The sequence below is a fragment of the Syntrophobotulus glycolicus DSM 8271 genome (genome assembly GCF_000190635.1).
GTDB classification, from domain to species: Bacteria; Bacillota; Desulfitobacteriia; order Desulfitobacteriales; family Syntrophobotulaceae; genus Syntrophobotulus; species Syntrophobotulus glycolicus.
Genome location: NC_015172.1, coordinates 520,993 through 545,001 on the forward strand (window position 1 = coordinate 520,993; position 24,009 = coordinate 545,001).

The window sequence follows — 24,009 nt, forward strand, 5'->3', positions numbered from 1 at the left end:
ATAGATAAATCTATCAAAGAAGCACAAAAATTAAACAGCTTCACTTGCGGCTGCCTCTTCCCCTGTTCCTCCACTCATCGAGCCGGATAACGTTCCCTTTTTAACTGCTTTACTGTAAAGCATCTCAATAGTGCTATTAACATACTCCTTGTCGCGGTCGTCCAGCGCGCGAAACATAGCAATAAGGTCGGCCTCCTTTTTGGTTAGTTCCATTAAGCCCGCCCTCTCATTTGTTGTATTAACCCTCCCTTGTTTGTTCTCACCTGTTAGAATCCATTCCATCGAAACACCCAAAGAAGAAGCAATTTTATAAAGCGAGAGCGTGTCAGGCGTGCGCTTTCCTGTGACGTACTGACTGATAGCGTTGTTAGACATTCCAGTTGCTCGGCAAAGGTCGGCCTGTATTTGATTGAGCTCTGCGAGACGGGCCGCTATCCTTTCCCCTACCTTTTCAATTTCTATCATCGTTTATCCTCCCTTCTTACAACAAGTGAGAGATTTATGCTTGACTTCCTCTCAGTTGTTGTATAAAATAAGACTGATAGAGAAATATATCAAGGAAATCATACCACACCTGAGAGGAAGATTAAAGAAAATTGAACAGGAAGGAGGTAAAATTTTGAAACACGGAAAGCGTCCGACACGGGCTCAGAAGATACGCCTTAAAGAGGCCGGACTGAATTATGAGAACTGGCTCGTCGTGAAGGCGACGACCGAAGGGCTCGAAGTGGTACACAAATACTCGGGTAAGACAAGAACAATCCCCGCAACGCTCGGAAAACAGAGCGGCGGCGAAAGGAGGAAACGGAATGAAAACAATCCTTCAGTACCTCAAAGAACAGAAAGATATGGCATGGCATAACCGCCTTTGTTATTCCAAGACCTATGGCATGGATACCCCGAAGGAAGGCTATGAGAAGGAGTTCGCCGAGGCGGTCAGAGACTGCGAGATTGTCGAGGAGCTCATCGCATTGGTGCAAGTAAAAGAGACGCCTTCGGAACAGACGTCTCCTTGCGATTGCCCTTTCGAAAAAGACGGCGCGAAGTTGTTGAAGTTTCTCAAAGAGATTGAGAATTATGTTTTGGGTGACTCTCCCGCTCATGTTTCTCAATCGCCAGAGATGCGATAAGCGAAATTGCGCCGACCATTTGAGGAATTAACTCATTTTCTTCCTTGAAGTATTCAGGGTACATCTTTTTGAAGTCGGCAACCAATTCACGAGCAAAAGCTTTAGCATCCATTATTACCACCCCCTCTCTATGATATGGCCGCAATCTCATTATAGAGCCAAAAGGTGGAAGTAACTACTCGAAACACTTCACAAACTTTGAAACGGAAGTAATTCTAAGAGCGCAGGAAGGAGGATGCTTGATGCAGCGCAACAAGAGACAACTGACCGCCTTCGGCGTGTTGGTTAAGAAAACGCTCATAGAAAAAGGCATGACACAGGTGCAGCTCGCACAAGAGGTCGGAACAAGCAACAAGTACCTCAATCTCATCCTATACGGAGACAGGTCGGGGGATAAGTACCTCCAAGGTATCGCGAGGGTGCTTGATTTAGACCCGGAATCGTTTAAAAAAATAGCATGAAGGAGGAATAACTTTGAAGAATGTCAATGAATTTCTTTTTGAGCTGGAAAGTCTCAAGGCCGGGATGGGGATGAGCGGTAAGACGCTCACCGATGAGACCAAGCTCATCATTCTGGAAAGGAAGCAGAACGAGCTCAAGCGGCAAGCCGAGCAGGTTCAAAAGGAAATCCAGAAGGATATTGAGGACTTGTTCGATTGCATCAGCTTAAAACAGGCAAACATCGAAACCTTGAGCGACATAAACACCTATCTTCATGAGGAGCTCAGGAAGGTTGAGGAGCACATCGGCAAAATCAAGTCGGCAAAGGTGACAAAAAGTGCGTGACCGGGGGGATGGCATCATGAGGAATCAGGTCAAAAGGAAAGAGAGCCATACCGACACCACTCGAACAGGCTCTCTTACCAGAAGACTCACGAAAAATCTTCTCCTGCCATTATACCACGGCAGCGGACACGGTTCAATGTGAAAGGAGGGAGAGGGGTTTGCCGGAAACATTCGTCACACTGGAAACAGCGGCAGAGCTTGAAGGAATCAAGTACAACACATTAGTCCAAAGAATCAAGCGCAATCCAAAAGCGTTCAAGACATTAACGGAGCCGGGAGAGAACGGCGGCAAAGACCGGGTAACGGTCGCCCTGTCCTCCCTCTCCACCAAAGCAAGGAAGGCCCACAAGGCAGCAAAAAAAGTAGACGGGAGGGATGTTGTTATCGAACAGAAGGCACAAGAGGCCCCGTGGTATCTCGATATCGACCTCAATTGGTACATAGAGAGTCACAAGCGGGAATATTATGAGGCGGTCGAGCTCTCAAAGCAGATTCAGGAGTTCGTCGCTTATGGAGAAGGTGAGCGCACGGCTTTCGCCGAGGAGTTCGCCGCAAGGCTTGGAGTCAGTCAGCGGACGCTCTACCGCTACGCCGAGGGATACCTCGAAGCGAGCGCGTGGGCTCTGAAGCTTGAAAAGGAAGAGGGCCGGAATTTCGACTTCTTCAAGGTGCTCACCCTATGCCGGAAACCGAAGCAGTCGTACACCTTTCCAAGCTTGACGGACAAGCAGAAGGCTATTATTGAGAACATTTGGTTTAATAAGGACTTCGCACAGAATCAGGGCACGATTGAGATGCTTTACACGAAATTCGAGGAGGTCGCCAAGGAGAGCGGATGGGAAGGCTATCCCTCCATCAAGACAGTGGCCCGGTATATCAAGTACATCATGGACGAGCTCCGGGGACGCAACGCCCACTATCTCGCCGCCAACGGAATGAGAGAGTTCAAAAATGCCCGGATGCTCAAGGGTAAGCGTGACGCTTCGGCCCTCGCGGTCATGGAGTTCGTACAGGGCGACGGCCACACCTTCGACTGCTGGGTGCAGTACACAAGCCCGAACGGGAAAATCAAGGCAATCCGACCGAAGCTTGTTGCATGGGTTGACACACGGAGCCGCTGCATCATGGGCGATGTGATGTGTGTCGACGCCAACTCGCAGATACTCAAGGAAAGCCTCGTCAAGATGCTCTACTCCAATCCGGGCGGCGTGCCGAAACACCTGCACATTGACAACGGCAAGGACTACACAGCGGAGACCAACACAGGGCAAAACCGCAAGGAGCGCAAGATGCAGGAACTTGACTTCGACAGCGAAACAAAAGGCTTCTACCGCTCCATAGGGATTGAAGACTGGTCAAGGTCTCTCCCTTATGAGCCGTGGGGCAAGGCGCAAATGGAGCGTTTCTTCGGGACGGTGTGCAGTATGTTCACAAAATGGATGGCCTCCTATGTCGGCACACTCACCGGGTCGAAAACTTCGGGTAAGCGGAAGAAGGACATCCCCGGAATGCTTGAGCGCGGTGAGCTCCTCACAATGGAAGAGTTTTACGCACTCTGGACAAAGTGGAAGAACGAGAAGTACCACGTCCGGGAACACCGGGGCCTTAAAGATGCTCGCGAGAAATGGGTCACTCCGATTGAGCTCTTTGAGAACGCCGAGCGGTACGTCAAAGCAGCTCCTCTGAGGGAATATGCAGCGATGCTCCTAATGAAGGCCGACACCGCCCTCGTCCGCAATCAAGGGATTATCAAGTTCGGCACGCTCTACACGGATTATGAGCTCTGCCACTACATCGGGCAGACCGTCAACATCAAATGGGACATCGATGACGTCACCAAGCTCTATGTCTTTGACAAGAACGGCAAGAAGATTTGCGAGGCTGTCTCGGCTGAACTACTACAGTTCGCGCCCCGCATGTCACAGGCCACGCTCGAAGAGCACCTCAAGAAGCAAAAGCGGCAGATTCGCGAGACGAAAGAAGACCTTGAGTGGTATCAAACACCATACGAGCTCCGGGTGCAGGACGGACAAGGCACTCCCGCCGTGGTCGGCGGTTTAGACCTCGCGGTCAGGGCTAAGAGGAACGACAACCTTATCCAGCTCCCGGACGATAAGGAGTTCCGTGAGGAGCTCAAGGCCGGAAGTGTTTCTAAGAAGCAAAAGCAGCACAAGGACTCCGATGACGAGTTCTTCAATCAAAAGGCTCAATCAGTCCTTGAGAGACTGAGAGCACTCGGATAATGAAAGGGGATAACAAAATGGAAGCAACGGCAGCAAAAGCCTACACAGGCGAAATTAAAACTCTTGCAGACAAGGTCAACGAGTACATTAAACGCGAAGGCAAGACCATCACAGACCTCGCGAGCACCATCAACTATTCACGGACGACGGTCTCCCGGTATCTTTCCGGGAAATACGACAGCGACGCGACGGAGCTTGAAGCGAAGCTCACCGCCTTCCTCGCGGAGGTAACGGGTGAGGAGCTCGTTGCCGCAACTGCCGAAAGAGCGAAGGTCGTCAATTTCACAAAGCGGAAGAGCTTCTTTGAGAGCCGGGACGCGCAGAACATCATCGGCGTATGCAATTCCTGTCAGGAGTACATCGGGCTCGGCATCGTGGTCGGAAAGTCTGGCTTCGGCAAGACCCACGCCCTCAAGTATTACTCCAAGATGCCCCGGGTCGCCTATATCGAATGCGACGACACCATGAGCTCAAGAGACCTCGTGGAGTCCATCGAAAGGGCTCTCGGCATCCCTACCACCTACGGGACGATATGGAAGCGCGTTAACGGAATCAGGGAGTTCTTCAACGTCAATCGCGGTTATCTGCTTATTATCGACGAGGCGGACAAGCTCATCTCCAAGTACACACAAAAGAAGATGGAAATTCTCCGGGCCATATTCGACCAGTCCGATGTCGGCATGGTCATCGCGGGCGAGCCGAAGCTCGAAGCGCAGATAAAGTCCTACCTCACCCGCTTCGCGAATCGCGTCGACTTTTACGCAAGCCTCAAGGGGCTCTCCGGCAAGGAGGTCGATAACTTCCTCGAAGGTTACGAAGTCGAGGAGGACGCCCTTGCGGAGCTGAAGTCCCGGGCGTGCAACCATCAAACAGGCTGCTTCCGACTCCTCGACCGCACGCTCAACAACGTTTTCCGCATCATGAAGGAGCGCGGGGAGTCCAGAATCACGCTGACCATCATCAATCAAGCATCTAACATGATGATGCTTTAAGGACGGAAGGAGGATAAACAATGAGAAGCACAGCGGCATTAAAAATCGACGAGGCCGTAACGGTCGGCCTCACCTGCCTCGAACAAGGGCTCGACAGCAAGGCGACGGTCAAGCAGAACATTCTCACAGCGGTCTCGATGAACTGCCTCCCCATCAGGGAGGCTCAGTCCGTTGAGGAGCTCCCGGTCGAAGTCTTTGAACTGTTTCACAGGCAGCTCGGCCTCGGGTTCGAGGTTCGGGCCGGGAAGGTCGTCGGGGTGAGCTTCACTACCCCGGAAGGCAAACTCGCAACCGTCACACTATCAGACATCGAAAGAGGTGAAAAGTAATGGCAAGGACAAGAATCAAGGAGGCCCCGGTCTATAAGACATGGGAAGAGGTCGACGCCGCCCTCAAGGAAATCGCCGAGGCTGAGCTTGACCTCGTGGACATAGAGGGCGAAATGAACAAGCAGATTCAAGGCATTAAGCTCACGGCGGCGCAGGAGGCGAAACCTATTCAAGACCGCATCGCCGCTATCGGCAAGGACATCAAGGCGTTTGTTGAGGAGCACCGGGGAGAGCTCGACGGCAAGACAAAGACGCTGAACTTCGGAAAGACGGGCTTCCGCATGAGCACGAAGGTTATACTCCCGAAGGCGAAGGAAAAGCTCGCGGCAATCATCAAGAGCCTCAAGTCCCGCAAGATGAACGACTGCATCGTTGTTACCGAGACCATCAACAAGGACATACTCAAGAAGTACACCGAGGACGAAATCCTCCGGGTCGGAGCGTCGCTGAAAAAAGAAGACACCTTTTGGTATGAGACCGACCGGGAGAAGCTGCAAGCTTTACAGCGTTAGGAGGCGGTGTTATGGCAGGGAAAGCATATGGGGGGCGCAATCGCCCCCGCTATTCTATCCGCACCATTTGGGGGCTCGCGAAGTCCCCGGAGCTCTCCCTTGACGATGAAGACCTGTACGGCATCATCGGGCGGGAGACGGGCAAGGACAGCATGAGGAAGCTGACGCAGGGCGAAGTCGACAAGGTGTGCCGGGTACTCTCCAACATGAAGGACGATGTCAACCGGGCTGAGCGCGGCAAGCGGACGGACGAGGGCGGCAATCCTCAGACCGAGAAGCTCCGCCGCAAGATTTACGCCCTCACCGGGGAGCTCGGATGGAACAACAACAATGACCGAATCAACGGCTTTGTCAAAAAGATGTTCAAGGTCGACCGCATCGAATGGCTGACAGTTCCGCAGAGCCACAAGCTCATTGAGGCCCTCAAGAAGATGGTCGACAGGAAGGAGGAAGGCGATGCCGGGGAAAACAAAGAAACCTAAGAAAATGACCGCACGCGAGAAGGCGGCCCGGGCTGAGGCTAAAAAGAGACTTCAGGAAAAGGGCGTCATCCCTCCCGACAAGCCAAAGCTCAACCGCAAGAAGTTTGCAAAGGAAATCCTCACAGAGTGGGAGGCCGCCGAAGAAAAAGCAGACCTCGCATTCTACCTTTACCAGGCCGTCTTCAACATGGTCGGCAAGGACATGCGAGAGGTCACGCCGGAGCAGGTCGGAGTCCTCAAGGCCCTCAAGATTGCGCTTGAGACAAGGAAGTTCACGGAGGCCCTCAAAGCGGAGGGTCGCGCACAATACACCATCGGAGAGTATGTCGATAAGGTATTTGCTCCAATTATGAGATTATAAGGAGGAATCGGTATGAAAAAAGTAACCATCGACCCCGGCCACGCTCCGGGGAATGTGAATAAAGGCCCTACCGGGTATTATGAATATGCCGGGATGTGGAAGCTCTCAAACTTCCTCAGAAACGCCCTCATCAGGTGCGGGATTGATGCCAGTCTGACAAGGTCGGAAAACGAAGACCCGAGTCTTGATGAGCGCGGCAAGCGTGCCAAAGGGAGCGACGTCTTCATCAGCGAACACTCCAACGCCGCCAATGGTCAAGCCCGTGGAGTAGAGTGCTTCTATTCAGTCCGCATCGCCCAAGACAAGGCTTGGGCCGGAAAACTTTCGGCAGCGGTCTCAAAGGTCATGGGGAATAATGACCGGGGAGCCAAGACAAGAGAATCGGAGACAACCAAAGGATATGATTATTACGGAGTTATCCGTTCCGCCGTGGCTGCTGGCGTGCCGCACGTATTCCTGATTGAAAACGGGTTCCACGACAACGCAGTGGACGAGGCGTTCCTGAAGGTGGACGCTAACCTTGAAAGCATGGCTGAGGCTCAAGTAAAGGTCATTTGCGAGCTCCTCGGCGTGACGTACATTGAAAAGGGCGCAGTTCCCGCAGAGCAGCTCTACAGGGTGCGGAAAACTTGGGAGGATGCAAAGTCTCAGGTTGGAGCGTACAGAATCCTTGAGAATGCAAAGGTGGAATGCGACAAGAATCCGGGGTACAGCGTGTTTGATGAGAAGGGCCAAAAGGTTTATCCTCTTTCCTCCTCTGTACCGCAGCCGCCGAAGGAAGAGCCAAAGGAACAGGGGACGCTCATCATGGGCAAGACGGAGGCGACGGCGGCGCAGATGGCAGCCTACGCGCTGAAGGTAAATCCAAAACCTCTCCTTCCCTCCTGCACTATTGAGGAGCTGGCGAAGATATTCGTCGAGGAGGCAGAAGTTGAAGGTGTGAGGGCGGATGTTGCTTGGGCTCAGTCCCTCAAGGAGACAGGGTGCTTCAAATATGGCGGCATCGTCCTTCCTGAGCAAAACAATTACGCAGGTATCGGAGCCTTAAACGGAAACAGCCAAGGACAGGCCGCAAGCTTTGAGAGCCCGAGACTCGGAGCCAGGGCACAAATACAACACCTGAAGGCGTATGCCAGCACAGAAGCGTTAAAACAGGCGTGCGTCGACCCTCGCTTCGGTTTAGTCAAGAGAGGCTCCGCAATATATATTGAGTGGCTGGGAGCCGGAGACAATCCCAACGGGGCCGGATGGGCGTATCCGGGCAACGGCTACGGAGCCGACATCATCAAGATACTCAATGCCATATTGAAGGAGCCCGTTGTCCTCCCTCCTCCCCAAGAAACGCCGCAGGAGGAGTCAAGCGTTCCCCGGTGGCAGCGCGACGGCTTTGACAAGCTGGTCGCGGCGGGCGTCATCAGTAGCCCGGAATACTGGTCGGCCAAGCTCGGGGACACAATCACAATCGGGGAGGTCTTCGGGATACTCGGCAAAATGTGTAAATAAGATTCAGGAGGTCGCGGTATGGACGCATTAGCAAAAGAGCTCACGCTCGAACAGATTCCCGAGGGCCTTTACAGGGAAATAGCGGAAGCAATCGGCGTCGAGAATCTCGTCAAGCTCACACAGCTCGTCGGCGGTTCAACGATATACCTGCCGAAGACTGAAAGTGTCGTCCGCCCGGTCAGAGACGCGAGGATTAGAGAGGAGTTCAACGGGTACAATCACATGGAGCTCGCCAAGAAGTACGATGTAACCGAGCGATGGGTACGACAGTTATGCGGCGACGGCCACGCCGAAGGTCAGCTTTCCCTCTTTGATTTGCCCGGCCCGGGGGATGAAAAGGCCGTGTAATAAGAATCAATTCTCAGAAGTGCTACACATATAAACTTCACAAGGCATAAGGTAACATTAACCATAGGAGCTTCGCTCCTATGGTTATTTTATTCCCAAAATTGCAAAGGAGGAGTCAAGATGGAAACCATTCAGACAATGGCAAGCGATGTCGTCGTCACCCTCGTCCTCGCCCTCATCGGTCTTCTTGCGGCGTATGCTACATACGGCATCCGAAAGCTGACCGAAAAGGTGAAGGCGCAAACCGCGCAGCTCAAAGACGAGGAAGCGCGCCGCCTGCTCAACAACGCCCTTCAGGATGTCGAAGAGCTGACGACCGTCACCGTGGCCGCCATTGAGCAGACCACGGCAAAGAGTCTCAGGGAAGCCGTCAAAGACGGCAAGGTCGACCGTTCCGAGCTTGTCGCCCTGTCAAAACAGGCGGCGGAAGAAATCTCGGCGGCATTAAAGCCGGAGGCTCAAAAAATCATCGAGGAAAACCTCGGCAGCTTCAAGGACTATCTCTCCAAGCTCATTGAGGAGAAGGTGCTCGAACTGAAGGCGATGACGCAATAAAGGAGTGAGGGCATGGAAGCAAGTCAAATTTTCATGTTCGCGCTTCAGACCATCACGACGCTTGTCATCGCGCTCATTGGTTGGGCGGTCAAGACCGCAATCGGTGACATGAAGGACGCAATCAAGAAAAACTCGGATGACATTGAGAAGGTCAAGACCGAGCTTTCCGAGCTGAAGAGTGACCTCCCTCTTGTCTATGTCTTAAGGGAGGACTTCATCCGAACGCTCAACAACGTCGACAAGCAGATGGGCGACATGAACGCAAAGCTTGATAAGATACTGCACTACAAAGTAACAAAGGAGGGGTGACAACATGGATGAGATGAATGAGCTTGAGGTTAGCCGCAATAAGGCGATTCGCGGCTATATCATCAGGAGCCTCGTCAAGGGTCATCAAAACACGCTGCTCCTCCGGCAGATAACGAACGCACTCGTCGCGGACGGAATGATTGTCTCCCCGGACATCAGCAAGCATCTCGATTATCTGAAGGAGGGCGAATACATCGCTTTTGTCGACAGGTCGGTTAATGCGTACAACGCATACCGCAAGGATGCGGTCATCAAACTCACGAAAAAAGGAGTTGACCTCGTCGAAGGGACAATCGACGACCCGGGAGTTGATGTGTAATGGCCGAGAGAAGACGGACAAGGGTCAGCTCAAAAATCACACAGCTCCCGGACGACATCAAGGAGCAGCTCGACGCGCAGCTCCTCGACACGTCCAACACCTACGAAGAGATTGCAGCATGGCTCAAGTCGGAGGGTTACAACGTCAGCAAAAGCGCGGTCGGGCGGTATGCTATCCGTGCGAATCAGGCGGCGCAGCGTGTCGCCGAGACCCTTGAACGGACAAAAGCAATCGCCGCAGCCGTCGAGAAAAATCCCGACCTCGACTTCACAAAGGCGTCGAGGATGGTCTTGATGGACGGCTTGATGCAGAGGGTGTCAACGGCGGAGGATGACTTCGCGGAGATGCCGCTTGACAAGGCCGGGCGGCTCATCGCCTCCCTTTCCCGTGTGGGAGTTTATGAGCAGAAGGTCAAACGGGATTATAAAACTAAGATGGAGCTTGCTTTCGAGGCCCTTGAGGACGACCTGACAAAGGCAATCAAGTCAGACCCGCAGCTCACCCGAGAGCTGCACGCAGTCCTCCAAAAGGCCCGTGAGAAGATACTGACAGATGATTAACCTCAAGGAATACATCGAAAAACTTGAAGAGCCGGAAGACCGCGAGGAGGTCGCCAATAGGCAATATCAGCGGGAGCTTTTCGAGACATACGCGACACGGGAAGGCAAACACCAAAAGGAACGGGCGCAGCTCTTCAAGGAGTACCAAGACGGAGCCGAGCTCACAGGTGAGAAGGGACTGAGGAAACGCCTCGGGGCCTTCGACCTTGAATATTTTGGCCGGGCATACCTCCCCCACTATTTTGTCAGGGAGTCCCCGAAGTTTCACGGGGAGCTTGACGACATTTGGGAGGATGGCGTGATGAAGGGCAAGAACGCAATCCGGGACGCGAAAGAAATCTCCCGGGCGGAAGGATGCCGGAGAGCGATTGAGGCTCCCCGTGGTCACGCCAAGTCGACGACGTTCACCTTCAAGGACACCGTCCACGCTTCGGCCTACGGTTACAAGCATTACATCATCATCCTCTCGGACAGCTCCGAACAGGCCGAGGGGTTCCTCACCGACATCAAGACGGAGTATGAGGAAAACGCAGCTCTCCGGGAAGACTTCGGGGATATGCAGGGCAAGGTTTGGAAGGCCGGAGTCATCCTGCTTTCAAACGGCGTGAAGATTGAGGCTATCGGCAGCGGCAAGAAAATCCGTGGACGGCGTCACAAGCAATGGCGTCCTGACCTTATCCTTTGCGACGACCTCGAAAACGACGAGAACGTCAACACCCCGGAGCAACGGAAAAAGCTCCGCAATTGGTTTTATAAGGCCGTGTCGAAGGCGGGCGACACCTACACCGACATTGTATATATCGGGACGCTCCTCCACTTCGACGCGCTGCTCGCCAATGTTGCGAAGAATCCGCAGTACAAGACGGTCAAGTATAGGGGCGTCATCAGTTTTGCAAAGAATGAAAAGCTCTGGTCGGCATGGGAGGCAATTTATACCGACCTAAACAATGACGACAGGCAGGAAGACGCGAAGGCGTTCTTTGAGGCGAATCGCGAGGAGATGCTCGAAGGGACGGAGGTTTTGTGGGAAGCCAAGCTCTCTTATTACGACCTCATGGTTATCCGGGTATCTGAAGGCGAGAGCAGCTTCAACAGTGAAATCCAGAACGACCCTATCGACCCCGAAAGCTGTGCATTCAACGAGGAATGGTTCAGTTATTACAAAGACGACGAGGTCGACTTCTCGGATGGCCGCTTCCTCTTTGTGGGGGCGAATGACCCATCCCTCGGCAAGAACAAGAAGAGCGACACGTCGGCAATCATCGGCCTCGCGAAGGACACCCGCACGGGCTATATGTATGTGGTCGTCGCCTCTATTGAGAAGCGCAAGCCGGATGTCATCATCGAAGACGCAATCGAGACCTCAAAGCGGCTCCGGCGTGACTACAAAAAGCCCTTTGCCAAGTTCCGGGTCGAGACGGTGCAGTTTCAGCACTTTTTCAAGGACGTCATGGCGCAGCGCAGCGCGGAGGCCGGAGAGTACCTCCCGATTGAGGAGGTCAACAGCATCCAAAACAAGGACTTGAGAATTCAGTCCTTGCAGCCGTTCGTCAAGAACGGGTACATCAAATTCAACGAGAAGCACAAGACCCTCCTTCAGCAGATGAAGGAATACCCGATGGGCAAGAACGACGACGGGCCGGACGCTCTTGAGATGGCCGTGAGGGCCGCCCTTGAGCTGAAGGTCGGGACAAAGGTCGATTACAAGTCCGTCATCAGCCGGGCTCTCAAATTCAGAAACGGCTCGTATTAAGGAGGTGAGACGGATTGAGCAAAAAGAAACAAAGGCAGCAGCAGACGAAAGCTCCGGCCCTGAGAAGGCCCGACCTCACGGAAATCGCGGTCGCACAGGTACAGGACAAATATTCGGACTACCCGAGCAACGGCCTCACGCCCGTCAAGCTGGCAACCATCTTCAAGGAAGCGGACGCCGGGGATGTCCTCCGGCAGATGGAGCTCTTCGAGGAGATGGAGGAAAAAGACCCGCATCTCTTCTCGCAGCTTCAGACCCGCAAGAACGCCGTCACGGGCCTCGACTTTGAAGTTATCCCCTTTGATGCGGATGACGAGCGGGACAAGGAAATCGCCGAGTTCGTGGCGCAGGAAATCGAGAGCCTCGAAAACTTCGAGGACATGGCGATGGACTTGCTTGACGCAATCGGCAAAGGCATCGCGGTCTCTGAAATCATATGGGACTATGACGATGGCCGAGTCGTTGTCAAGGAAATCAAGAACAGACATCAGAAGCGTTTCTTTTGGGATGCGGAGGACAACTTCAAAGTCGTCACCAAGGAATACCCGAGCGGCATCATTGTCCCTGAGAACAAGTTTATAATCCACCGCTACAAGGCCCGCAGCGGACACCCGTCAAGGGCGGGCGTTCTGAGGGTCGTCGCGTGGATGTACCTCTTCAAAAACTACGACCTGAAGGATTGGGTCAGCTTTTGCGAGGTCTTCGGGATGCCCCTTCGCCTCGGCAAGTACGCCCAGGGCGCAAGCGAGGAAGACAAGGCCGCTCTCATGCGAGCCCTCGTTCAGATCGGCTCCGATGCGGCGGGCATCATCCCGGACGGGACGGAAATCGAGTTCAAGGAGTCCAGCAAGACATCAAGCCTCGACATATACGAACGGCTCGCCCGGTACTGTGACGAGCAGATGTCAAAAGCTATCCTTGGACAGACGCTCACCAGCGACTCCGGGGGCGGCAGCTACGCACAAAGCAAGACGCACAACGAAGTCCGTCACGACCTCACGGTCGCAGACTGCAAGGCTCTTGCCGCGACGCTCCGCCGTGACCTTATCCGACCCCTCGTCCTCTTCAATTTTGGCGAGGACAGGCGCATTCCGTACATCCGTTACGATTGCGAGGAGGCCGGAGACCTCAAGGAAACGGTCGACATCTATGAGAAACTGATTTGCAGTATTGGGCTCAAAGTCCCGACCTCTCACCTATATAAGAAGTTCTCCATCCCGAAGCCGGAAAACGGTGAGGAAGTGGCAGCTCCGAGCAAAGGCTCCGCCCTACCCATCCCGATGAAGGAGCAAACGGCGGAGGTCGTCACCAATGAAGCAACGGCAGCCGGAGCCGAAAAGGTCGAACTCAAGGGACAGGCAGCCGGAGAGCCGGGAACGCAGCAGCGCATCGACGGCCTCACGGCAGCGGCAATCAAACAGAGCTCGGGCCTGTTCAAGAAGCTTTTCGCTCCCGTTCTCAAGATGCTTGACAACACCGAAGACCTCGACGCTGTCAAGAAACTCTTTGAAAACGAGGAGCTCGTCGAGCGGCTTGCCGGGGAAATGGATGTCAAAGACATTGAGGAGCTCCTTCAAAAGGCGATGCTATATGCAGACCTTGAGGGGCGGGTGATACGGGATGAATGAAGTTGAGAGCGTTATCTCCCGGAACAAGGAGATAACCTTCGAGGAGGCGGTCGAATACTTCAGGGGTAAAATCCCTGTCACAGCGAAGCAGTTCTCGGAAATCGCGGCGGAGTATCAGTCCCTCGCCTTCACCGTCTCGGGCTATACAAAGGTTCAAGTTCTCAAGAAGTTTCACGACGAGCTCCTCCGGGCGATTGAGGAAGGAGAAACGATGCGGAGCTTCCGGGACAGAATGAACGGGTTCCTTGAGGCTCAAGGGTACGAAGGAATTACGAACTTCCAAGCGGACAATATCTTCAGGACGAACATTCAAACGGCGTATCAAGTCGGGCACTACAGGCAAATGACCGACCCGGATGTCCTGAAGCTCCGGCCTTATTGGATATATGACGCAGTGAACGACACGAGCACCCGTCCCTCACACCTTGCGATGGACGGAAGGGTCTTCCCGGCAGATTCCCCGGTATGGGACACATGGTATCCGCCGAACGGCTTCCGATGCCGCTGCACCGTGCGCTCGCTCTCCAAAAGACAGGTCGAGCAGCGGGGGCTCAAGGTGGAGACAGAGAATCCGAAGGCGGCAGAGCTCCGGGACGGACGCTTCGTGAACATCCTGCCCGACCCGAGCTTCTCGACGAATCCCGCGAAGGTGCAGTTTACACCCGACCTCAAGGGATACCCGGAAACCTTGAAGAAGGCATTTGAGAGGAGCGTGAAAGCCAAAGACAAACAATAAGCGTTAAAAGGCCCAATTTAGTAGTTTATCCATCGAGTAAGGCAAAATATACCTAAAAGAATTCTAACGGGCGTTATAACGCGTGCTAACGGGGTTAGAAGCGATTCTAAGAAGCAAGGTGATAGCGAGGTGAGCAAATGGCAAAATTATTCGCCTGTAGAGGCGGTCAGTCAGAAGTAAACGGAGCACCCGAGAAGGTGAAGCTCCTCCCCCTCGGACACGTCAAGAGTCAAAAGGGCGACTTCGACGTCGATGAGGAAAGCTTCCGTTTGATGAAGCAGACTTTTCTCGAACGGGGTAACGACATCGTGATTGACTATGAGCATCAGACGCTCAAAGATGTACAGGCTCCGGCGGGCGGATGGATTAAAGACCTATCCATTGAGGACGGAGCGATTGTGGCTAAAGTGGAATGGACTCCGCAGGGAAAGAAGTATCTCGAAAACCGGGAATACCGCTATCTCTCGCCCGTTGTCCTCGTCCGCAAGTCGGACGGCAAGGCAATAGTCCTACACTCGGCAGCATTGACGAACACACCCGCCATTGACGGGATGTTTCCGATAATCAATTCCATCAAACTTGATGATTATGAAGGAGGTAACGACATGGACATCATTAAAAAGCTCGCGGCTCTGCTCGGACTCGGTGAGGACGCAACCGAAGAGCAGGTCACGGAAGCCCTCAAGGCAGCCGTCGCGGATGCCAAGAAGTTCAAGGAGGGCACAGAGAACAAGAATCCTGAAGGCGGTTCGGAGGATGAAGGCAAGGTCGTCTCAAACAAGGTGATTTGCGAGATGCTCGGGCTGAAGGCCGGAGCCAAGACCGAAGACGTGGCCGCCGCAATCGTGGCGCTCACAAACAAGAAGCCGGAGGGCTCTGTTTCTGAGAAGGAGTTCAAAGAGCTCAAGGACAAAATCGCCCGCAGGGATGCAGACGACGCCGTCCTCATGGCCCTGAAGGCCGGGAAACTGACTCCGGCTCAAAAGGATTGGGCGACGCAGTACGCACTCAAAGACCCGGAGGGATTCAAGTCCTTCGTTGAGAAGGCCCCCCAGGGCGTCCCGATGGGCGAGCTTGACATCGAGACCAAGGCGAACAAAGAGGAAACCTTCGACGAGGCGACGCTGCTCATTTGCAAGCAGCTTGGCGTCAGCGAGGACGACCTCAAGAAGTACGGAAAGGATGTGAGATAACATGGCACTCACAGCAGGAAGGAACACGCCGGAGCTTGCAGAAGGCGGGAGAATTGTCGTCCTCCCGGTGGCGGCAGGTGCGGTCATTTATGACGGCGGGCTTGTCGTGCTCGATGCGAGCGGCAACGCAAAGGCCGCTGTCAAGGCCGAGGGCCTTACGGCAGCGGGCCGCGCCGAGGAATACGTCGACAACACGGGAGGCGCAGCCGGAGACAAGACCGTCAAGGTCAGAAGAGGCGTCTTCGTTTGGGACAATACCACGGTAGCAGCCAACAAAATAAAAGCCGAACACGTCCTCAAGGACTGCTATATCGTCGACGACTGCACCGTGACCGCATTGGCGACAGGCAGCTCCCGGGCAGGAAAAGTCATCGCAGTAACAGACGACGGCGTCGCCGTCGAAACCCTATAACAGGGAGAAAAGGAGGATTAAAGCACTATGATAGTTAATCAGCAAGCACTCCGGGGCATTTTTACCGGGTTCAAGACCATCTTTGCCAAAGCCTTTGACGAAACAAAGCCCCTCTATGACAGGGTGGCGACGGTCGTCCCTTCCGTTACAGGGGAAGAGAATTACAAATGGCTCGGCACTATCCCCATGATGCGGGAATGGATTGGAGACCGTCAGATTAAAAGTTTGACGGCATCCGATTACACCATCAAGAACAAGGACTTCGAGGTAACGGTCGGCGTTCCCCGCAACGACATCGAGGACGACCGTGTCGGGCTCTACACTCCGGCGATTCAGTCCCTCGGTCAGAGCGCGGCCCTGCATCCCGACGAGCTTGTCTTCGTACTGCTCCCGGGCGGATTCACAAACAAATGCTATGATGGGCTGCCGTTTTTCTCGGACGCCCACAAGGTCGGCAAAAAGACCTTCAGCAACAAGGGAACGGCCAAACTTTCGCCGGAATCCTATGCAGCGGCGAGGGCGGCAATCATGTCGGTAACGGACGAACACGGCAAGCCTCTCAAGATTGTCCCCGACCTTCTCGTCGTTGGCCCGGCCTTAGAGACCGAAGCGAGGAAGATTCTTCTCGCCGACCAGATTGACGGCACAACCAACATCCTGAAGGGAACGGCGGAGCCGCTGGTTGTTCCCGACCTGGCCGGAAATGATTCGATGTGGTTCCTGCTTTGCACCAAGAAGCCCATCAAGCCTCTCATTTACCAAGAGAGACAGAAGCCGAAGTTTGTGAGCCTGACCAACGAGACCGACGAGAACGTCTTCATGAGAAAAGAATTCCTCTACGGAGCCGACTCTCGCGGAAATTCCGGGTATGCCTTCTGGCAAATGGCCTACGGCAGCGACGGTACAGCACAGTAAAGGAGTGAGTCGGCGTGGCATATTGTGAGACCGCAGAAGTCCGCTCCATGATTAAGGATGATGCCCTCAACACCATCATCGGCAGCGACTACATAGAAGACGAGGCCGAGCGTGAGGCGAAAATCATCCCCATCATTGAAGGGGCAATCGCGGACGCAGGGGCGGAGATTGACGGATACCTCGCTAAGAGATACCCTCTCCCTCTCTCCCCTGTCCCACAGGTTATCAATAAGTTCGCAAAGGACATCGCCGTCTATAACCTGTATTCCCGCATCGGTATCGACGAGAGTGACAGAGAAAAGAACTACTTAAACCGCTACAAGGCGGCGATTCGGTTCTTTGAACTGCTGGCGGAGGGTAAGGTCGAAATCGGAGCCGTCGACACCACCACCGCAGCGCGAACAGGCTTCTCGGTCGCATCAAGTCCGCGCCTCTTCTCCCGCGACAAGCTGAAGGGGATGTAAATGTACAGCATCAGACTTGACGGCGACACAAGAAGCTTGATGAAAAGGCTCCGGCAGCTCGCGGACATCGACAAGAAAGGCATTAACGCCTCCATTGCCGAGGCTATCCGCGAGTCGACCGTCGAACGGTTCCGAACGGAAAAAGGCCCGGACGGGAAGAAATGGAAGCAATCCATCAGGGCGGCGCAGGAAGGCGGCGTCACGCTCGTCAAAAGCGCAGGGCTTAAGAATTCCATCAAGACTACGTCCGACGCCTCCGGGTTCGCGGTCGGCACGAACAAAATATATGCATCGACGCATCAGCTTGGGGCCAAGAACAGGAGAATCACCATCCGGGCCAAGACCTCGAAGGGCCTTGTCTTTCAAGTGGATGGCCGCTGGATACGGAAGAAGCAAGTCACCGTCAGAATCAACATCCCGGCCCGTCCCTTCCTCGGCCTCAGCGATGACGACATGCAGGAAATCAAGGGCACTCTTGAGGATTACTTCAGGGAGGATTAGAAATGTTTACGGAATGCAGGGAACACCTCATCGAAAAGCTGAAGGGAGCAGGAATCCGCTCGAAGCCCTACACAAGCATGAAAAAGCTCCGGGCATCACAGGAGGCCCATATCGGGGCCGTGCTCTTCGAGGAGGAAACCTTCGACCGAAGCGGCGCAAAAAAACTATACAGTGACCAAACAGGCGCGCAGCACAAGAGGCGAAAGGTTTTCTCCCGGGAGACGACCTTCAGCGTGATAATCGGAGACCCCGACCCCAAGAAGACGGAGGAGTTCTTTGAAGCGTTTCTCAGAGCCCTTGACAAAGGCATCTATATCGACGGGAACTATACCCCGATTGAGGTCGTGGAGGCGGAATGGGTTGACGAGGATGACAGCATCCTGAAGGCAAAAGTCGCCGTCAATGTCAAAGTCAAATTCATGGGCGGCGTTTATAAGGACACAGACTTCGCGAAGCTCACGGACGTCGAAGTCGAATCAGTTATCAAGGGAAAGGAGACTCAAGATGGCGAGTAAAAACCAACAGCCGGAAACGGCTGACACAGCAGCTCCGAAGCTATTTAGCATTGAGGAGCTCAAAGACAAGAAAAAAACGCCCGCCCCCATCTTCAGCGGTATGTGTGCCGCCCTCGGATGGAAGCCGGGCAAGATGGTCACGGAGGAAGACTTCGACGCAGCGGTCGGAAAATTCTCCGGCAGTCCCATCGGAAAGAAGGTGAAGTAAATGCTTAGAGATGTCACAACAAACATTACTGACGGATTGCTCGGACTGGCAACCGAAAAGGGCGAGGGTGTCCATGTGAAAATCGGTGTCTCCCCCGTTACGTCGGACACGCCTATCATCATTACGGGCAACATGACGGCGGCGAAAATCAAGGAACGCCTCGGCCTGAGCCCGCTTGCTGACAAGGTCATGGATTCGGTGGAGAACGGTTCCAACCGGATTTACTGCATCCCGGTCTCGGCATCCACGGCAGGAAGCCGGGGAATGGTCGAAAAGACAGGCACGGGCTCGGGTTCCCTAACCGCTGACGGGAGTCCTTACAATGCCTTTGACGTAATTGTCAGAATCACCGGGCAAGGCCGCAGAAATACCGCCCTGTTCGTGTATTCGATTGATGGCGGGTACAGCTATTCCGACGAGTCCACCGTGCCGCTGACGGGAGCCTTCGAAATCCCCCTGACGGGCCTGACTGTGACGTTTACGGAAGGTGCGCAGCCGAATGAGGAGACATCCTTCCTTGTGGGCGACGTCTTCCGTTTCAAGACAACGGCCCCCACCATGACCAACGCCGACGCGCTGGCGGCCATTGACAAGCTCAAGAACTTCAACGAGCCCTATGAATTGGTTCATATCGTCGGGGAATCGCAGAAAGCATTATGGTCGGCGGTATCGGAGCAGCAGCGGGAGCTCGCGGCAACCTATCACAAGCCCCTCCTCTTTGTGCTTGAGGCATACGTCCCGGACAACGAGGAGGATGTCGCCGACTACGCCTTGAGGCTTGAGGCCGACAAGAAGGACATCAAGAACACCGACATTCAGGTCGTGGCAGCGCGCTCCCTCTATGTCGGCATGGACGGCATCACAAGGGAAATCAACAACGCCGGAATCGTGTGCGGCCTGTACTCCAAGACCAAAGTTCATCAGAGTATCGGCAAGACCCGGGACACGGCGGGCATGGGAATCTCTAAAAGCAAGATGCTAGAGCTCCGGCCCGCGGGGATTGAGGAATATATCGAGCTGCTTGATGCCGCAAAATACCTCACCTTCCGGGAATACGACGGGCTTGAGGACTACTTTGTCACCAATGCTCGCGTGATGTCCCCGGACGGCTCGGATTACCGTTATGCCGAGGATGTCCGGGTCAAGAACAAAATCATCAAGGAAGTCCGCAAAGAGGGCCTTCAGCTCTTGCAGGACGACATCGACCTTGAAGATATGCAAAACGAGCTCGAAACAAGGGCGAAGTTCATGCAGACTCCTCTCGACGAGATGGTCAAGCTGAAGGAAATCTCCTCGGCCACAATCACAGTCCCGGAAGGACAGGACATCATCACGACCGAGAAAATGCCCGTCACCATCCGCTATGTGTCCAGAGGATACATCAGGGAAATCGAAGTCGACCTCGGCAGAACGAAGCCGAGCGCAAGCTAAGAAAGGAGGCTTGATTAGGATGTCATTGAAAGTAAACGGCAAAACATACGATTGGGCCGACGTCGATATTAAGCTCCCGGGTCTCACGATTGAGTTTCAGGAAATTTCCTACGACGACGAGCTGGAAAAGGAGCTCGCCTACGGCAAGGGTCAGAAACCGAGAGGCTACGGAGAAGGCAACTACAAGGCCGAAGGCAAGGTCAGCCTCCTCCGCGACGATTATGACGCGCTGCTTGACTACTGCAAAAGCAAAGGGACACCGCTCTTCAAGCTGGTCATCCCGAAGATTGTCGTCTCCTACGCCAACGAGGGAGACCGCACAAGGAGCGATGTGCTCAATACCGTCACGTTCACCAAACGCAGCAACAAGGCGGCGCAGGGAGACAAAAGCATCAAGGTTGACCTTGACATGCTTATCGTGGACGGAATCGAGAGCGACGGCGTTAAAGCCCTGTAATATCTCAAAATAAATGTCAAAGGAGGATTATGCAATGGAAGACAAGAGCATCAAAACCAACGAGGCCGAGGTTAAAAAAGGCGGGTCTGGAGCACTTAACACCGAGGAGCTCAAGACAAAACACGGCAAGGTTTATCAGCTTGATTTAACCCTCACCCCGGACGATGACACGGAGATTGAGGTCTCCTATATCTTCAAGAAGCCGACCACGGCGAGCTATGACCGTTATGTTAAGACGGCGGCCAACGGAATGACGAAGGCGCTCAAGACCTTCATGTTTGACAACATCATCCCTGAGCACCGCGACAGATTGGAGGCCGACCTTGAGGAATACCCGGCCCTTACCTTGAGCGCGGGCGAAAAGCTGCTCTCCATGCTCGGGCTGTCTAAGACCGCAAATTTAATGAAGCTGTAGAAGAGCAGCTCGGGAGGGTGAGGACGGACTTTGTTGAGGCGGCGACGCTTGAGATTTACAGGTTCGTCCCCCCTGCTCTTCTGCCGGATAATATCGGGGAGCTGCATTTTGATGAATTCCTTGCGCTCCTCGCCCGGGCAAGGTACATCGAAGAGGTTGAGGAGGACATTGTTGCGAGAGCTATCTCGAAGGTGTTCTCGGAATAAAAAACCGACCTCTTTATCAAAGGGTCGGTGTTTGTCTGGTAATCCATGCTTTATATAGTTTGGTCGCGTTCCTCCCGGCCTGGAAGATGCTCTCTTTGTCCTTGTCCTTCTGCCTTCCCATCGTGTTTTGATGGCCTACCCATAAGGCATAGGGAATCGTATAGACCATAAGCGGAACATATACAAGGACGGAGATGGCAGCTCCGGCGCACAGGGCGAATATGAGAACTTTGAGCATTACGATTATCAAGGTCATGGTAATCCCTCCTTTGCCTAATTATACCATACGAAAGGGGTGAGGAATAGTGTGAGCTTAGAATCCGTTTTCAAGCTGTCCCTCATTATGAACATGGTCGACCACCTGACAGGCCCGATGGGCCGTGTGCAGTCTTCGGTCGGCGGCTCTGTCTCGAAGCTTCAGAGCATGGAGCAGACCTTCGGCGACATGACCAAGACCGGGGCGGCGATGGCGGGTATCGGCGCACAGATAACCGCCTCAGCTCTCGCCCCGGTGGAGGCAACCTTCGCGACAAAAAGGGCTCTCGGTGAGCTTGCCTCGGTGGGCGTCAAAGACCTCGGCGTCCTTGAGGATGCGGCGCGCAGCTTCTCCGAACAGTGGGCCGGGACATCGAAAGCCGACTTCATCACGGCGGCCTATGACATCAAGAGCGGCATCTCCTCCCTTACGGATGCGGGCGTCGCCGGGTATACGGAGCTTGCAGGTATCACCGCGAAGGGAACAAAGTCCAGCATCGCGGAGATGACAAACCTCTTCGCCACGGGTTACGGCATATACAAGAACTTCTATTCCGACCTTTCGGATATGGAGTTCGGGGAAGTGTTCTCGGCGGGGATTGCGGCTTCGGTCAAGAACTTCAAGACCACGGGCTCAGGGATGGCACAAGCGATTCAGACCCTCGGGGCCTCGGCAACGACGGCCAACGTGCCCCTTGAGGAGCAGCTCTCTATATTGGGTATGCTTCAGGCCACAATGAGCGGAGCCGAGGCGGGAACGAAATACAAAGCTTTCCTCCGCTCGGCTGTCAAAGGCGGCGAGGAGCTCGGCCTCAAGTTCACGGACGCGAACAACCAGCTCCTCTCTATGCCGGAAATCCTCGGTAAACTCCGGGGCAAGTTCGGAGAGACGATGGACGCAGCCGAAAAAATGCAACTGCAAAAAGCTTTCGGTGATACGGAGGCGGTCGCCCTCATTGACCTCATGTACTCCAAGACGGGAGACTTGCAGAACAACATCCTCGGCCTTTACTCGTCGATGGGCGAAGGAGTCGGGGCCGCCCGGGAAATGGCGTCGGCTATCAACGACACGGAGCCCGAGAAGTACCAGCGGTTACAGCAACGCATCCAGAACGTCAAGGAGTCCATCGGCAACAGCCTCCTCCCCACCGTCAACGAACTGCTCGGCAGGGGCGAGGAAGTCCTGACAAAGGTTGGCTCATGGATTGAGAAGAATCAGGAGCTCGTCAAAGTCATCATGATTATTGTGCTCGCACTGGGAGGCTTCCTGATGGTGGCCGGGACGACAATCGCGGTCGTCGGCGGCGTGGGGCTTGTGTTCACCAAGACGGCGGGACTTGCGACAGGTTTTTACCGGGCGATACGGGGAATCCCCGACCTGCTTACAACTATCCAAATAAAGGCCCTGTATGCCGGGGACGGTCTAAAGAGAGGCTTCAGCGCGGTTAAGACCTTTGCCTCGTCGGCGGTTACTGGCATCAGAAACGTCGCCGTCAATATCGCAAGCATGGCGAGGACGGCAGCCATTAACGGGGTCACGGCATTAAAGAACATGGCCCTCGGCCTTGTGGGGATGGCAAAGCAAGCAATCACGACGGCGGTGACAGCGATGCCCGAGCTTATCGCCTCGGTGTGGAGCTTCACGGCGGCCCTGCTCGCGAATCCTATCACGTGGATTATTATAGGCATCGTCGCTTTAGTGGCCGCGATTATTCTACTCTGGCGGAATTGGGACTCGGTGGTCTCGTGGATACAAGGCGTTTGGAACGGCTTCGTCAACGGCATAAAGGCCGGGTTTGACTGGATTCGGAATCTCTTCTCGGGGATGCCGACCTGGCTGCAAATAGCAATCGCCGCATTCCTGCCGTTCATAGGGATTCCGATGCTCATTATCACGCATTGGGACTCAATAGTCGCCTTCTTCTCGAATATGTGGACCCGCATCAAGGAAGGCTTTGTCAACGGCATCAATGCAATCAAGGAATTCTTTATGGGTGTTCCGGCGTTCTTCAGGGAAAGCGGCGCGAGAATCATCGACACCCTCGTTGAAGGCATCAAGAGCGCGGCCATGAAGCCCGTCGAGGCGGTAAAAGGCATCTTCCAGAAGGTTAGAAAGCTTCTTCCGTTCTCGGATGCGAAGGAAGGGCCTCTCGCGGAGCTGACGCTTTCGGGGCACAGGACAATGTCCACGCTGGCGCAGGGCATCGAACAGGGTGCAGACCTCCCGGCTCAAGCCGTGGAGAAGGGGCTCGGCAAAATTGACACGACAGGAGGCCGGGAGCCTGTCAAGAAGGTCAACCTCAAGGAAATCTCCCGGGAGAAAGAAACATCGGAGACGACCACGGAAAGAGACAGGCGCATCATCATCGAGAAACTGCTCCTAAACGTGGACTTCTCCAAAATCAAAGAGCTCCCGCTGCTCCTCAAGCTCCTCAAGGAGATTGAGGACTACGTCAACAGCAACGGGCTCGTCGCTGAAGGGGAGGGATAA

General features: G+C 54.2%; 33 protein-coding genes. 30 read left to right on the forward strand and 3 right to left on the reverse strand.

Translation table 11 applies throughout. The features are described 5' to 3' along the window. Positions 1-30: 30 nt before the first annotated feature. Entirely contained in the window at positions 31-465 is a 435-nt protein-coding gene (locus SGLY_RS16940) for a helix-turn-helix domain-containing protein (RefSeq protein ID WP_013623754.1), read from the reverse strand. A gap of 154 nt (positions 466-619) precedes the next feature. Between SGLY_RS16940 and SGLY_RS02695 the strand changes: the two genes are divergently transcribed. Next, positions 620-862 carry a DUF6906 family protein gene (locus SGLY_RS02695; RefSeq protein WP_013623755.1) on the forward strand — a complete coding sequence of 81 codons (243 nt, stop codon included), beginning with the start codon at positions 620-622 and terminating at the stop codon, positions 860-862. A 197-nt stretch (positions 863-1,059) separates the two neighbouring features. Here SGLY_RS02695 and SGLY_RS17770 read toward each other — a convergent pair whose 3' ends face one another. Further along, the gene (locus SGLY_RS17770; RefSeq protein ID WP_148228055.1) at positions 1,060-1,242 is read right to left on the reverse strand and encodes a hypothetical protein; all 183 of its coding nucleotides are present in this window, start codon (positions 1,240-1,242) and stop codon (positions 1,060-1,062) included. A gap of 130 nt (positions 1,243-1,372) precedes the next feature. Between SGLY_RS17770 and SGLY_RS02705 the strand changes: the two genes are divergently transcribed. The 28 genes from SGLY_RS02705 (at position 1,373) to SGLY_RS02840 (ending at position 21,263) form a co-directional block, all read left to right on the forward strand. Beyond that, positions 1,373-1,591, forward strand: a complete 219-nt coding sequence (locus SGLY_RS02705) for a helix-turn-helix domain-containing protein (protein WP_013623757.1) — start codon at positions 1,373-1,375, stop codon at positions 1,589-1,591. A gap of 13 nt (positions 1,592-1,604) precedes the next feature. Next, the gene (locus SGLY_RS02710; RefSeq protein ID WP_013623758.1) at positions 1,605-1,916 is read left to right on the forward strand and encodes a hypothetical protein; all 312 of its coding nucleotides are present in this window, start codon (positions 1,605-1,607) and stop codon (positions 1,914-1,916) included. 158 nt (positions 1,917-2,074) lie between these two features. Further along, entirely contained in the window at positions 2,075-4,159 is a 2,085-nt protein-coding gene (locus SGLY_RS02715) for a Mu transposase C-terminal domain-containing protein (RefSeq protein ID WP_013623759.1), read from the forward strand. 17 nt (positions 4,160-4,176) lie between these two features. Next, complete coding sequence (locus SGLY_RS02720) at positions 4,177-5,151, forward strand: AAA family ATPase (RefSeq protein WP_041444955.1); 975 nt, start codon at positions 4,177-4,179, stop codon at positions 5,149-5,151. A gap of 20 nt (positions 5,152-5,171) precedes the next feature. Beyond that, entirely contained in the window at positions 5,172-5,480 is a 309-nt protein-coding gene (locus SGLY_RS02725) for a hypothetical protein (RefSeq protein WP_013623761.1), read from the forward strand. Further along, the gene (locus tag SGLY_RS02730; RefSeq protein WP_013623762.1) at positions 5,480-5,992 is read left to right on the forward strand and encodes a host-nuclease inhibitor Gam family protein; all 513 of its coding nucleotides are present in this window, start codon (positions 5,480-5,482) and stop codon (positions 5,990-5,992) included. The genes SGLY_RS02725 and SGLY_RS02730 overlap by 1 nt, the downstream gene beginning before the upstream one ends. 11 nt (positions 5,993-6,003) lie before the next feature. Next, positions 6,004-6,474 (forward strand): regulatory protein GemA, encoded by a 471-nt coding sequence (locus tag SGLY_RS02735; RefSeq protein WP_013623763.1) that lies wholly within the window; start codon positions 6,004-6,006, stop codon positions 6,472-6,474. Beyond that, complete coding sequence (locus tag SGLY_RS02740; protein WP_013623764.1) at positions 6,449-6,835, forward strand: hypothetical protein; 387 nt, start codon at positions 6,449-6,451, stop codon at positions 6,833-6,835. Before SGLY_RS02735 ends, SGLY_RS02740 begins: the two co-directional genes overlap by 26 nt. 12 nt (positions 6,836-6,847) lie before the next feature. Beyond that, entirely contained in the window at positions 6,848-8,338 is a 1,491-nt protein-coding gene (locus SGLY_RS16945) for an N-acetylmuramoyl-L-alanine amidase (protein WP_013623765.1), read from the forward strand. Between the two features lie 18 nt (positions 8,339-8,356). Beyond that, positions 8,357-8,686 (forward strand): Mor transcription activator family protein, encoded by a 330-nt coding sequence (locus SGLY_RS02750; RefSeq protein WP_013623766.1) that lies wholly within the window; start codon positions 8,357-8,359, stop codon positions 8,684-8,686. A gap of 120 nt (positions 8,687-8,806) precedes the next feature. After that, complete coding sequence (locus tag SGLY_RS02755) at positions 8,807-9,241, forward strand: hypothetical protein (protein WP_013623767.1); 435 nt, start codon at positions 8,807-8,809, stop codon at positions 9,239-9,241. A gap of 12 nt (positions 9,242-9,253) precedes the next feature. Next, on the forward strand, positions 9,254-9,550 hold the full coding sequence (locus SGLY_RS02760) for a hypothetical protein (RefSeq protein ID WP_013623768.1): 297 nt from the start codon (positions 9,254-9,256) through the stop codon (positions 9,548-9,550). A 4-nt stretch (positions 9,551-9,554) separates the two neighbouring features. Continuing rightward, complete coding sequence (locus tag SGLY_RS02765) at positions 9,555-9,869, forward strand: hypothetical protein (RefSeq protein ID WP_013623769.1); 315 nt, start codon at positions 9,555-9,557, stop codon at positions 9,867-9,869. Continuing rightward, the gene (locus tag SGLY_RS02770; RefSeq protein ID WP_013623770.1) at positions 9,869-10,429 is read left to right on the forward strand and encodes a DUF3486 family protein; all 561 of its coding nucleotides are present in this window, start codon (positions 9,869-9,871) and stop codon (positions 10,427-10,429) included. The genes SGLY_RS02765 and SGLY_RS02770 overlap by 1 nt, the downstream gene beginning before the upstream one ends. Continuing rightward, positions 10,422-12,182, forward strand: coding sequence for a phage terminase large subunit (terL, locus tag SGLY_RS02775; RefSeq protein WP_013623771.1), 1,761 nt, complete (start codon positions 10,422-10,424; stop codon positions 12,180-12,182). The genes SGLY_RS02770 and terL overlap by 8 nt, the downstream gene beginning before the upstream one ends. Positions 12,183-12,196: 14 nt before the next feature. Then, entirely contained in the window at positions 12,197-13,810 is a 1,614-nt protein-coding gene (locus SGLY_RS02780) for a DUF935 domain-containing protein (RefSeq protein ID WP_013623772.1), read from the forward strand. After that, entirely contained in the window at positions 13,803-14,546 is a 744-nt protein-coding gene (locus SGLY_RS02785) for a phage head morphogenesis protein (RefSeq protein WP_013623773.1), read from the forward strand. The genes SGLY_RS02780 and SGLY_RS02785 overlap by 8 nt, the downstream gene beginning before the upstream one ends. Before the next feature lie 137 nt (positions 14,547-14,683). Further along, complete coding sequence (locus SGLY_RS02790; RefSeq protein ID WP_013623774.1) at positions 14,684-15,739, forward strand: phage protease; 1,056 nt, start codon at positions 14,684-14,686, stop codon at positions 15,737-15,739. A gap of 1 nt (position 15,740) precedes the next feature. Further along, complete coding sequence (locus SGLY_RS02795) at positions 15,741-16,151, forward strand: hypothetical protein (protein ID WP_013623775.1); 411 nt, start codon at positions 15,741-15,743, stop codon at positions 16,149-16,151. A gap of 27 nt (positions 16,152-16,178) precedes the next feature. Continuing rightward, positions 16,179-17,066, forward strand: a complete 888-nt coding sequence (locus SGLY_RS02800; RefSeq protein ID WP_013623776.1) for a Mu-like prophage major head subunit gpT family protein — start codon at positions 16,179-16,181, stop codon at positions 17,064-17,066. Positions 17,067-17,080: 14 nt separating this feature from the next. Then, entirely contained in the window at positions 17,081-17,530 is a 450-nt protein-coding gene (locus tag SGLY_RS02805) for a gp436 family protein (RefSeq protein ID WP_013623777.1), read from the forward strand. Further along, a complete protein-coding gene (locus tag SGLY_RS02810; RefSeq protein ID WP_013623778.1) occupies positions 17,531-18,031 on the forward strand; it encodes a phage virion morphogenesis protein in 501 nt (166 codons plus the stop codon). Between the two features lie 2 nt (positions 18,032-18,033). Next, positions 18,034-18,546 (forward strand): hypothetical protein, encoded by a 513-nt coding sequence (locus tag SGLY_RS02815; RefSeq protein WP_013623779.1) that lies wholly within the window; start codon positions 18,034-18,036, stop codon positions 18,544-18,546. Next, positions 18,536-18,754 carry a hypothetical protein gene (locus SGLY_RS02820; protein ID WP_013623780.1) on the forward strand — a complete coding sequence of 73 codons (219 nt, stop codon included), beginning with the start codon at positions 18,536-18,538 and terminating at the stop codon, positions 18,752-18,754. The genes SGLY_RS02815 and SGLY_RS02820 overlap by 11 nt, the downstream gene beginning before the upstream one ends. Then, the gene (locus SGLY_RS02825; RefSeq protein WP_013623781.1) at positions 18,755-20,185 is read left to right on the forward strand and encodes a DUF2586 domain-containing protein; all 1,431 of its coding nucleotides are present in this window, start codon (positions 18,755-18,757) and stop codon (positions 20,183-20,185) included. A gap of 19 nt (positions 20,186-20,204) precedes the next feature. Then, on the forward strand, positions 20,205-20,642 hold the full coding sequence (locus SGLY_RS02830; protein ID WP_013623782.1) for a hypothetical protein: 438 nt from the start codon (positions 20,205-20,207) through the stop codon (positions 20,640-20,642). A gap of 34 nt (positions 20,643-20,676) precedes the next feature. Beyond that, positions 20,677-21,057 carry a DUF6848 family protein gene (locus tag SGLY_RS02835; RefSeq protein ID WP_013623783.1) on the forward strand — a complete coding sequence of 127 codons (381 nt, stop codon included), beginning with the start codon at positions 20,677-20,679 and terminating at the stop codon, positions 21,055-21,057. 17 nt (positions 21,058-21,074) lie between these two features. Continuing rightward, on the forward strand, positions 21,075-21,263 hold the full coding sequence (locus SGLY_RS02840; RefSeq protein ID WP_013623784.1) for a hypothetical protein: 189 nt from the start codon (positions 21,075-21,077) through the stop codon (positions 21,261-21,263). A 16-nt stretch (positions 21,264-21,279) separates the two neighbouring features. Here SGLY_RS02840 and SGLY_RS02845 read toward each other — a convergent pair whose 3' ends face one another. Beyond that, complete coding sequence (locus SGLY_RS02845; RefSeq protein ID WP_013623785.1) at positions 21,280-21,519, reverse strand: hypothetical protein; 240 nt, start codon at positions 21,517-21,519, stop codon at positions 21,280-21,282. An 87-nt stretch (positions 21,520-21,606) separates the two neighbouring features. Here SGLY_RS02845 and SGLY_RS02850 point away from each other — a divergent pair, with 87 nt between their 5' ends. Then, positions 21,607-24,009 (forward strand): phage tail tape measure protein, encoded by a 2,403-nt coding sequence (locus SGLY_RS02850; protein ID WP_242822953.1) that lies wholly within the window; start codon positions 21,607-21,609, stop codon positions 24,007-24,009.

What these genes read in the sequence shown, in the direction of transcription:
- SGLY_RS16940 (WP_013623754.1), bottom strand. Translation starts at nt 465, where the DNA reads ATGATAGAAATTGAAAAGGTAGGGGAAAGGATAGCGGCCCGTCTCGCA.
- SGLY_RS17770 (WP_148228055.1), bottom strand. Translation starts at nt 1,242, where the DNA reads ATGGATGCTAAAGCTTTTGCTCGTGAATTGGTTGCCGACTTCAAAAAG.
- SGLY_RS02705 (WP_013623757.1), top strand. Translation starts at nt 1,373, where the DNA reads ATGCAGCGCAACAAGAGACAACTGACCGCCTTCGGCGTGTTGGTTAAG.
- SGLY_RS02720 (WP_041444955.1), top strand. Translation starts at nt 4,177, where the DNA reads ATGGAAGCAACGGCAGCAAAAGCCTACACAGGCGAAATTAAAACTCTT.
- SGLY_RS02725 (WP_013623761.1), top strand. Translation starts at nt 5,172, where the DNA reads ATGAGAAGCACAGCGGCATTAAAAATCGACGAGGCCGTAACGGTCGGC.
- SGLY_RS02730 (WP_013623762.1), top strand. Translation starts at nt 5,480, where the DNA reads ATGGCAAGGACAAGAATCAAGGAGGCCCCGGTCTATAAGACATGGGAA.
- SGLY_RS02735 (WP_013623763.1), top strand. Translation starts at nt 6,004, where the DNA reads ATGGCAGGGAAAGCATATGGGGGGCGCAATCGCCCCCGCTATTCTATC.
- SGLY_RS02740 (WP_013623764.1), top strand. Translation starts at nt 6,449, where the DNA reads ATGCCGGGGAAAACAAAGAAACCTAAGAAAATGACCGCACGCGAGAAG.
- SGLY_RS16945 (WP_013623765.1), top strand. Translation starts at nt 6,848, where the DNA reads ATGAAAAAAGTAACCATCGACCCCGGCCACGCTCCGGGGAATGTGAAT.
- SGLY_RS02750 (WP_013623766.1), top strand. Translation starts at nt 8,357, where the DNA reads ATGGACGCATTAGCAAAAGAGCTCACGCTCGAACAGATTCCCGAGGGC.
- SGLY_RS02755 (WP_013623767.1), top strand. Translation starts at nt 8,807, where the DNA reads ATGGAAACCATTCAGACAATGGCAAGCGATGTCGTCGTCACCCTCGTC.
- SGLY_RS02760 (WP_013623768.1), top strand. Translation starts at nt 9,254, where the DNA reads ATGGAAGCAAGTCAAATTTTCATGTTCGCGCTTCAGACCATCACGACG.
- SGLY_RS02765 (WP_013623769.1), top strand. Translation starts at nt 9,555, where the DNA reads ATGGATGAGATGAATGAGCTTGAGGTTAGCCGCAATAAGGCGATTCGC.
- SGLY_RS02770 (WP_013623770.1), top strand. Translation starts at nt 9,869, where the DNA reads ATGGCCGAGAGAAGACGGACAAGGGTCAGCTCAAAAATCACACAGCTC.
- terL (WP_013623771.1), top strand. Translation starts at nt 10,422, where the DNA reads ATGATTAACCTCAAGGAATACATCGAAAAACTTGAAGAGCCGGAAGAC.
- SGLY_RS02785 (WP_013623773.1), top strand. Translation starts at nt 13,803, where the DNA reads ATGAATGAAGTTGAGAGCGTTATCTCCCGGAACAAGGAGATAACCTTC.
- SGLY_RS02790 (WP_013623774.1), top strand. Translation starts at nt 14,684, where the DNA reads ATGGCAAAATTATTCGCCTGTAGAGGCGGTCAGTCAGAAGTAAACGGA.
- SGLY_RS02795 (WP_013623775.1), top strand. Translation starts at nt 15,741, where the DNA reads ATGGCACTCACAGCAGGAAGGAACACGCCGGAGCTTGCAGAAGGCGGG.
- SGLY_RS02800 (WP_013623776.1), top strand. Translation starts at nt 16,179, where the DNA reads ATGATAGTTAATCAGCAAGCACTCCGGGGCATTTTTACCGGGTTCAAG.
- SGLY_RS02810 (WP_013623778.1), top strand. Translation starts at nt 17,531, where the DNA reads ATGTACAGCATCAGACTTGACGGCGACACAAGAAGCTTGATGAAAAGG.
- SGLY_RS02815 (WP_013623779.1), top strand. Translation starts at nt 18,034, where the DNA reads ATGTTTACGGAATGCAGGGAACACCTCATCGAAAAGCTGAAGGGAGCA.
- SGLY_RS02820 (WP_013623780.1), top strand. Translation starts at nt 18,536, where the DNA reads ATGGCGAGTAAAAACCAACAGCCGGAAACGGCTGACACAGCAGCTCCG.
- SGLY_RS02825 (WP_013623781.1), top strand. Translation starts at nt 18,755, where the DNA reads ATGCTTAGAGATGTCACAACAAACATTACTGACGGATTGCTCGGACTG.
- SGLY_RS02830 (WP_013623782.1), top strand. Translation starts at nt 20,205, where the DNA reads ATGTCATTGAAAGTAAACGGCAAAACATACGATTGGGCCGACGTCGAT.
- SGLY_RS02835 (WP_013623783.1), top strand. Translation starts at nt 20,677, where the DNA reads ATGGAAGACAAGAGCATCAAAACCAACGAGGCCGAGGTTAAAAAAGGC.
- SGLY_RS02845 (WP_013623785.1), bottom strand. Translation starts at nt 21,519, where the DNA reads ATGACCTTGATAATCGTAATGCTCAAAGTTCTCATATTCGCCCTGTGC.
- SGLY_RS02850 (WP_242822953.1), top strand. Translation starts at nt 21,607, where the DNA reads ATGAACATGGTCGACCACCTGACAGGCCCGATGGGCCGTGTGCAGTCT.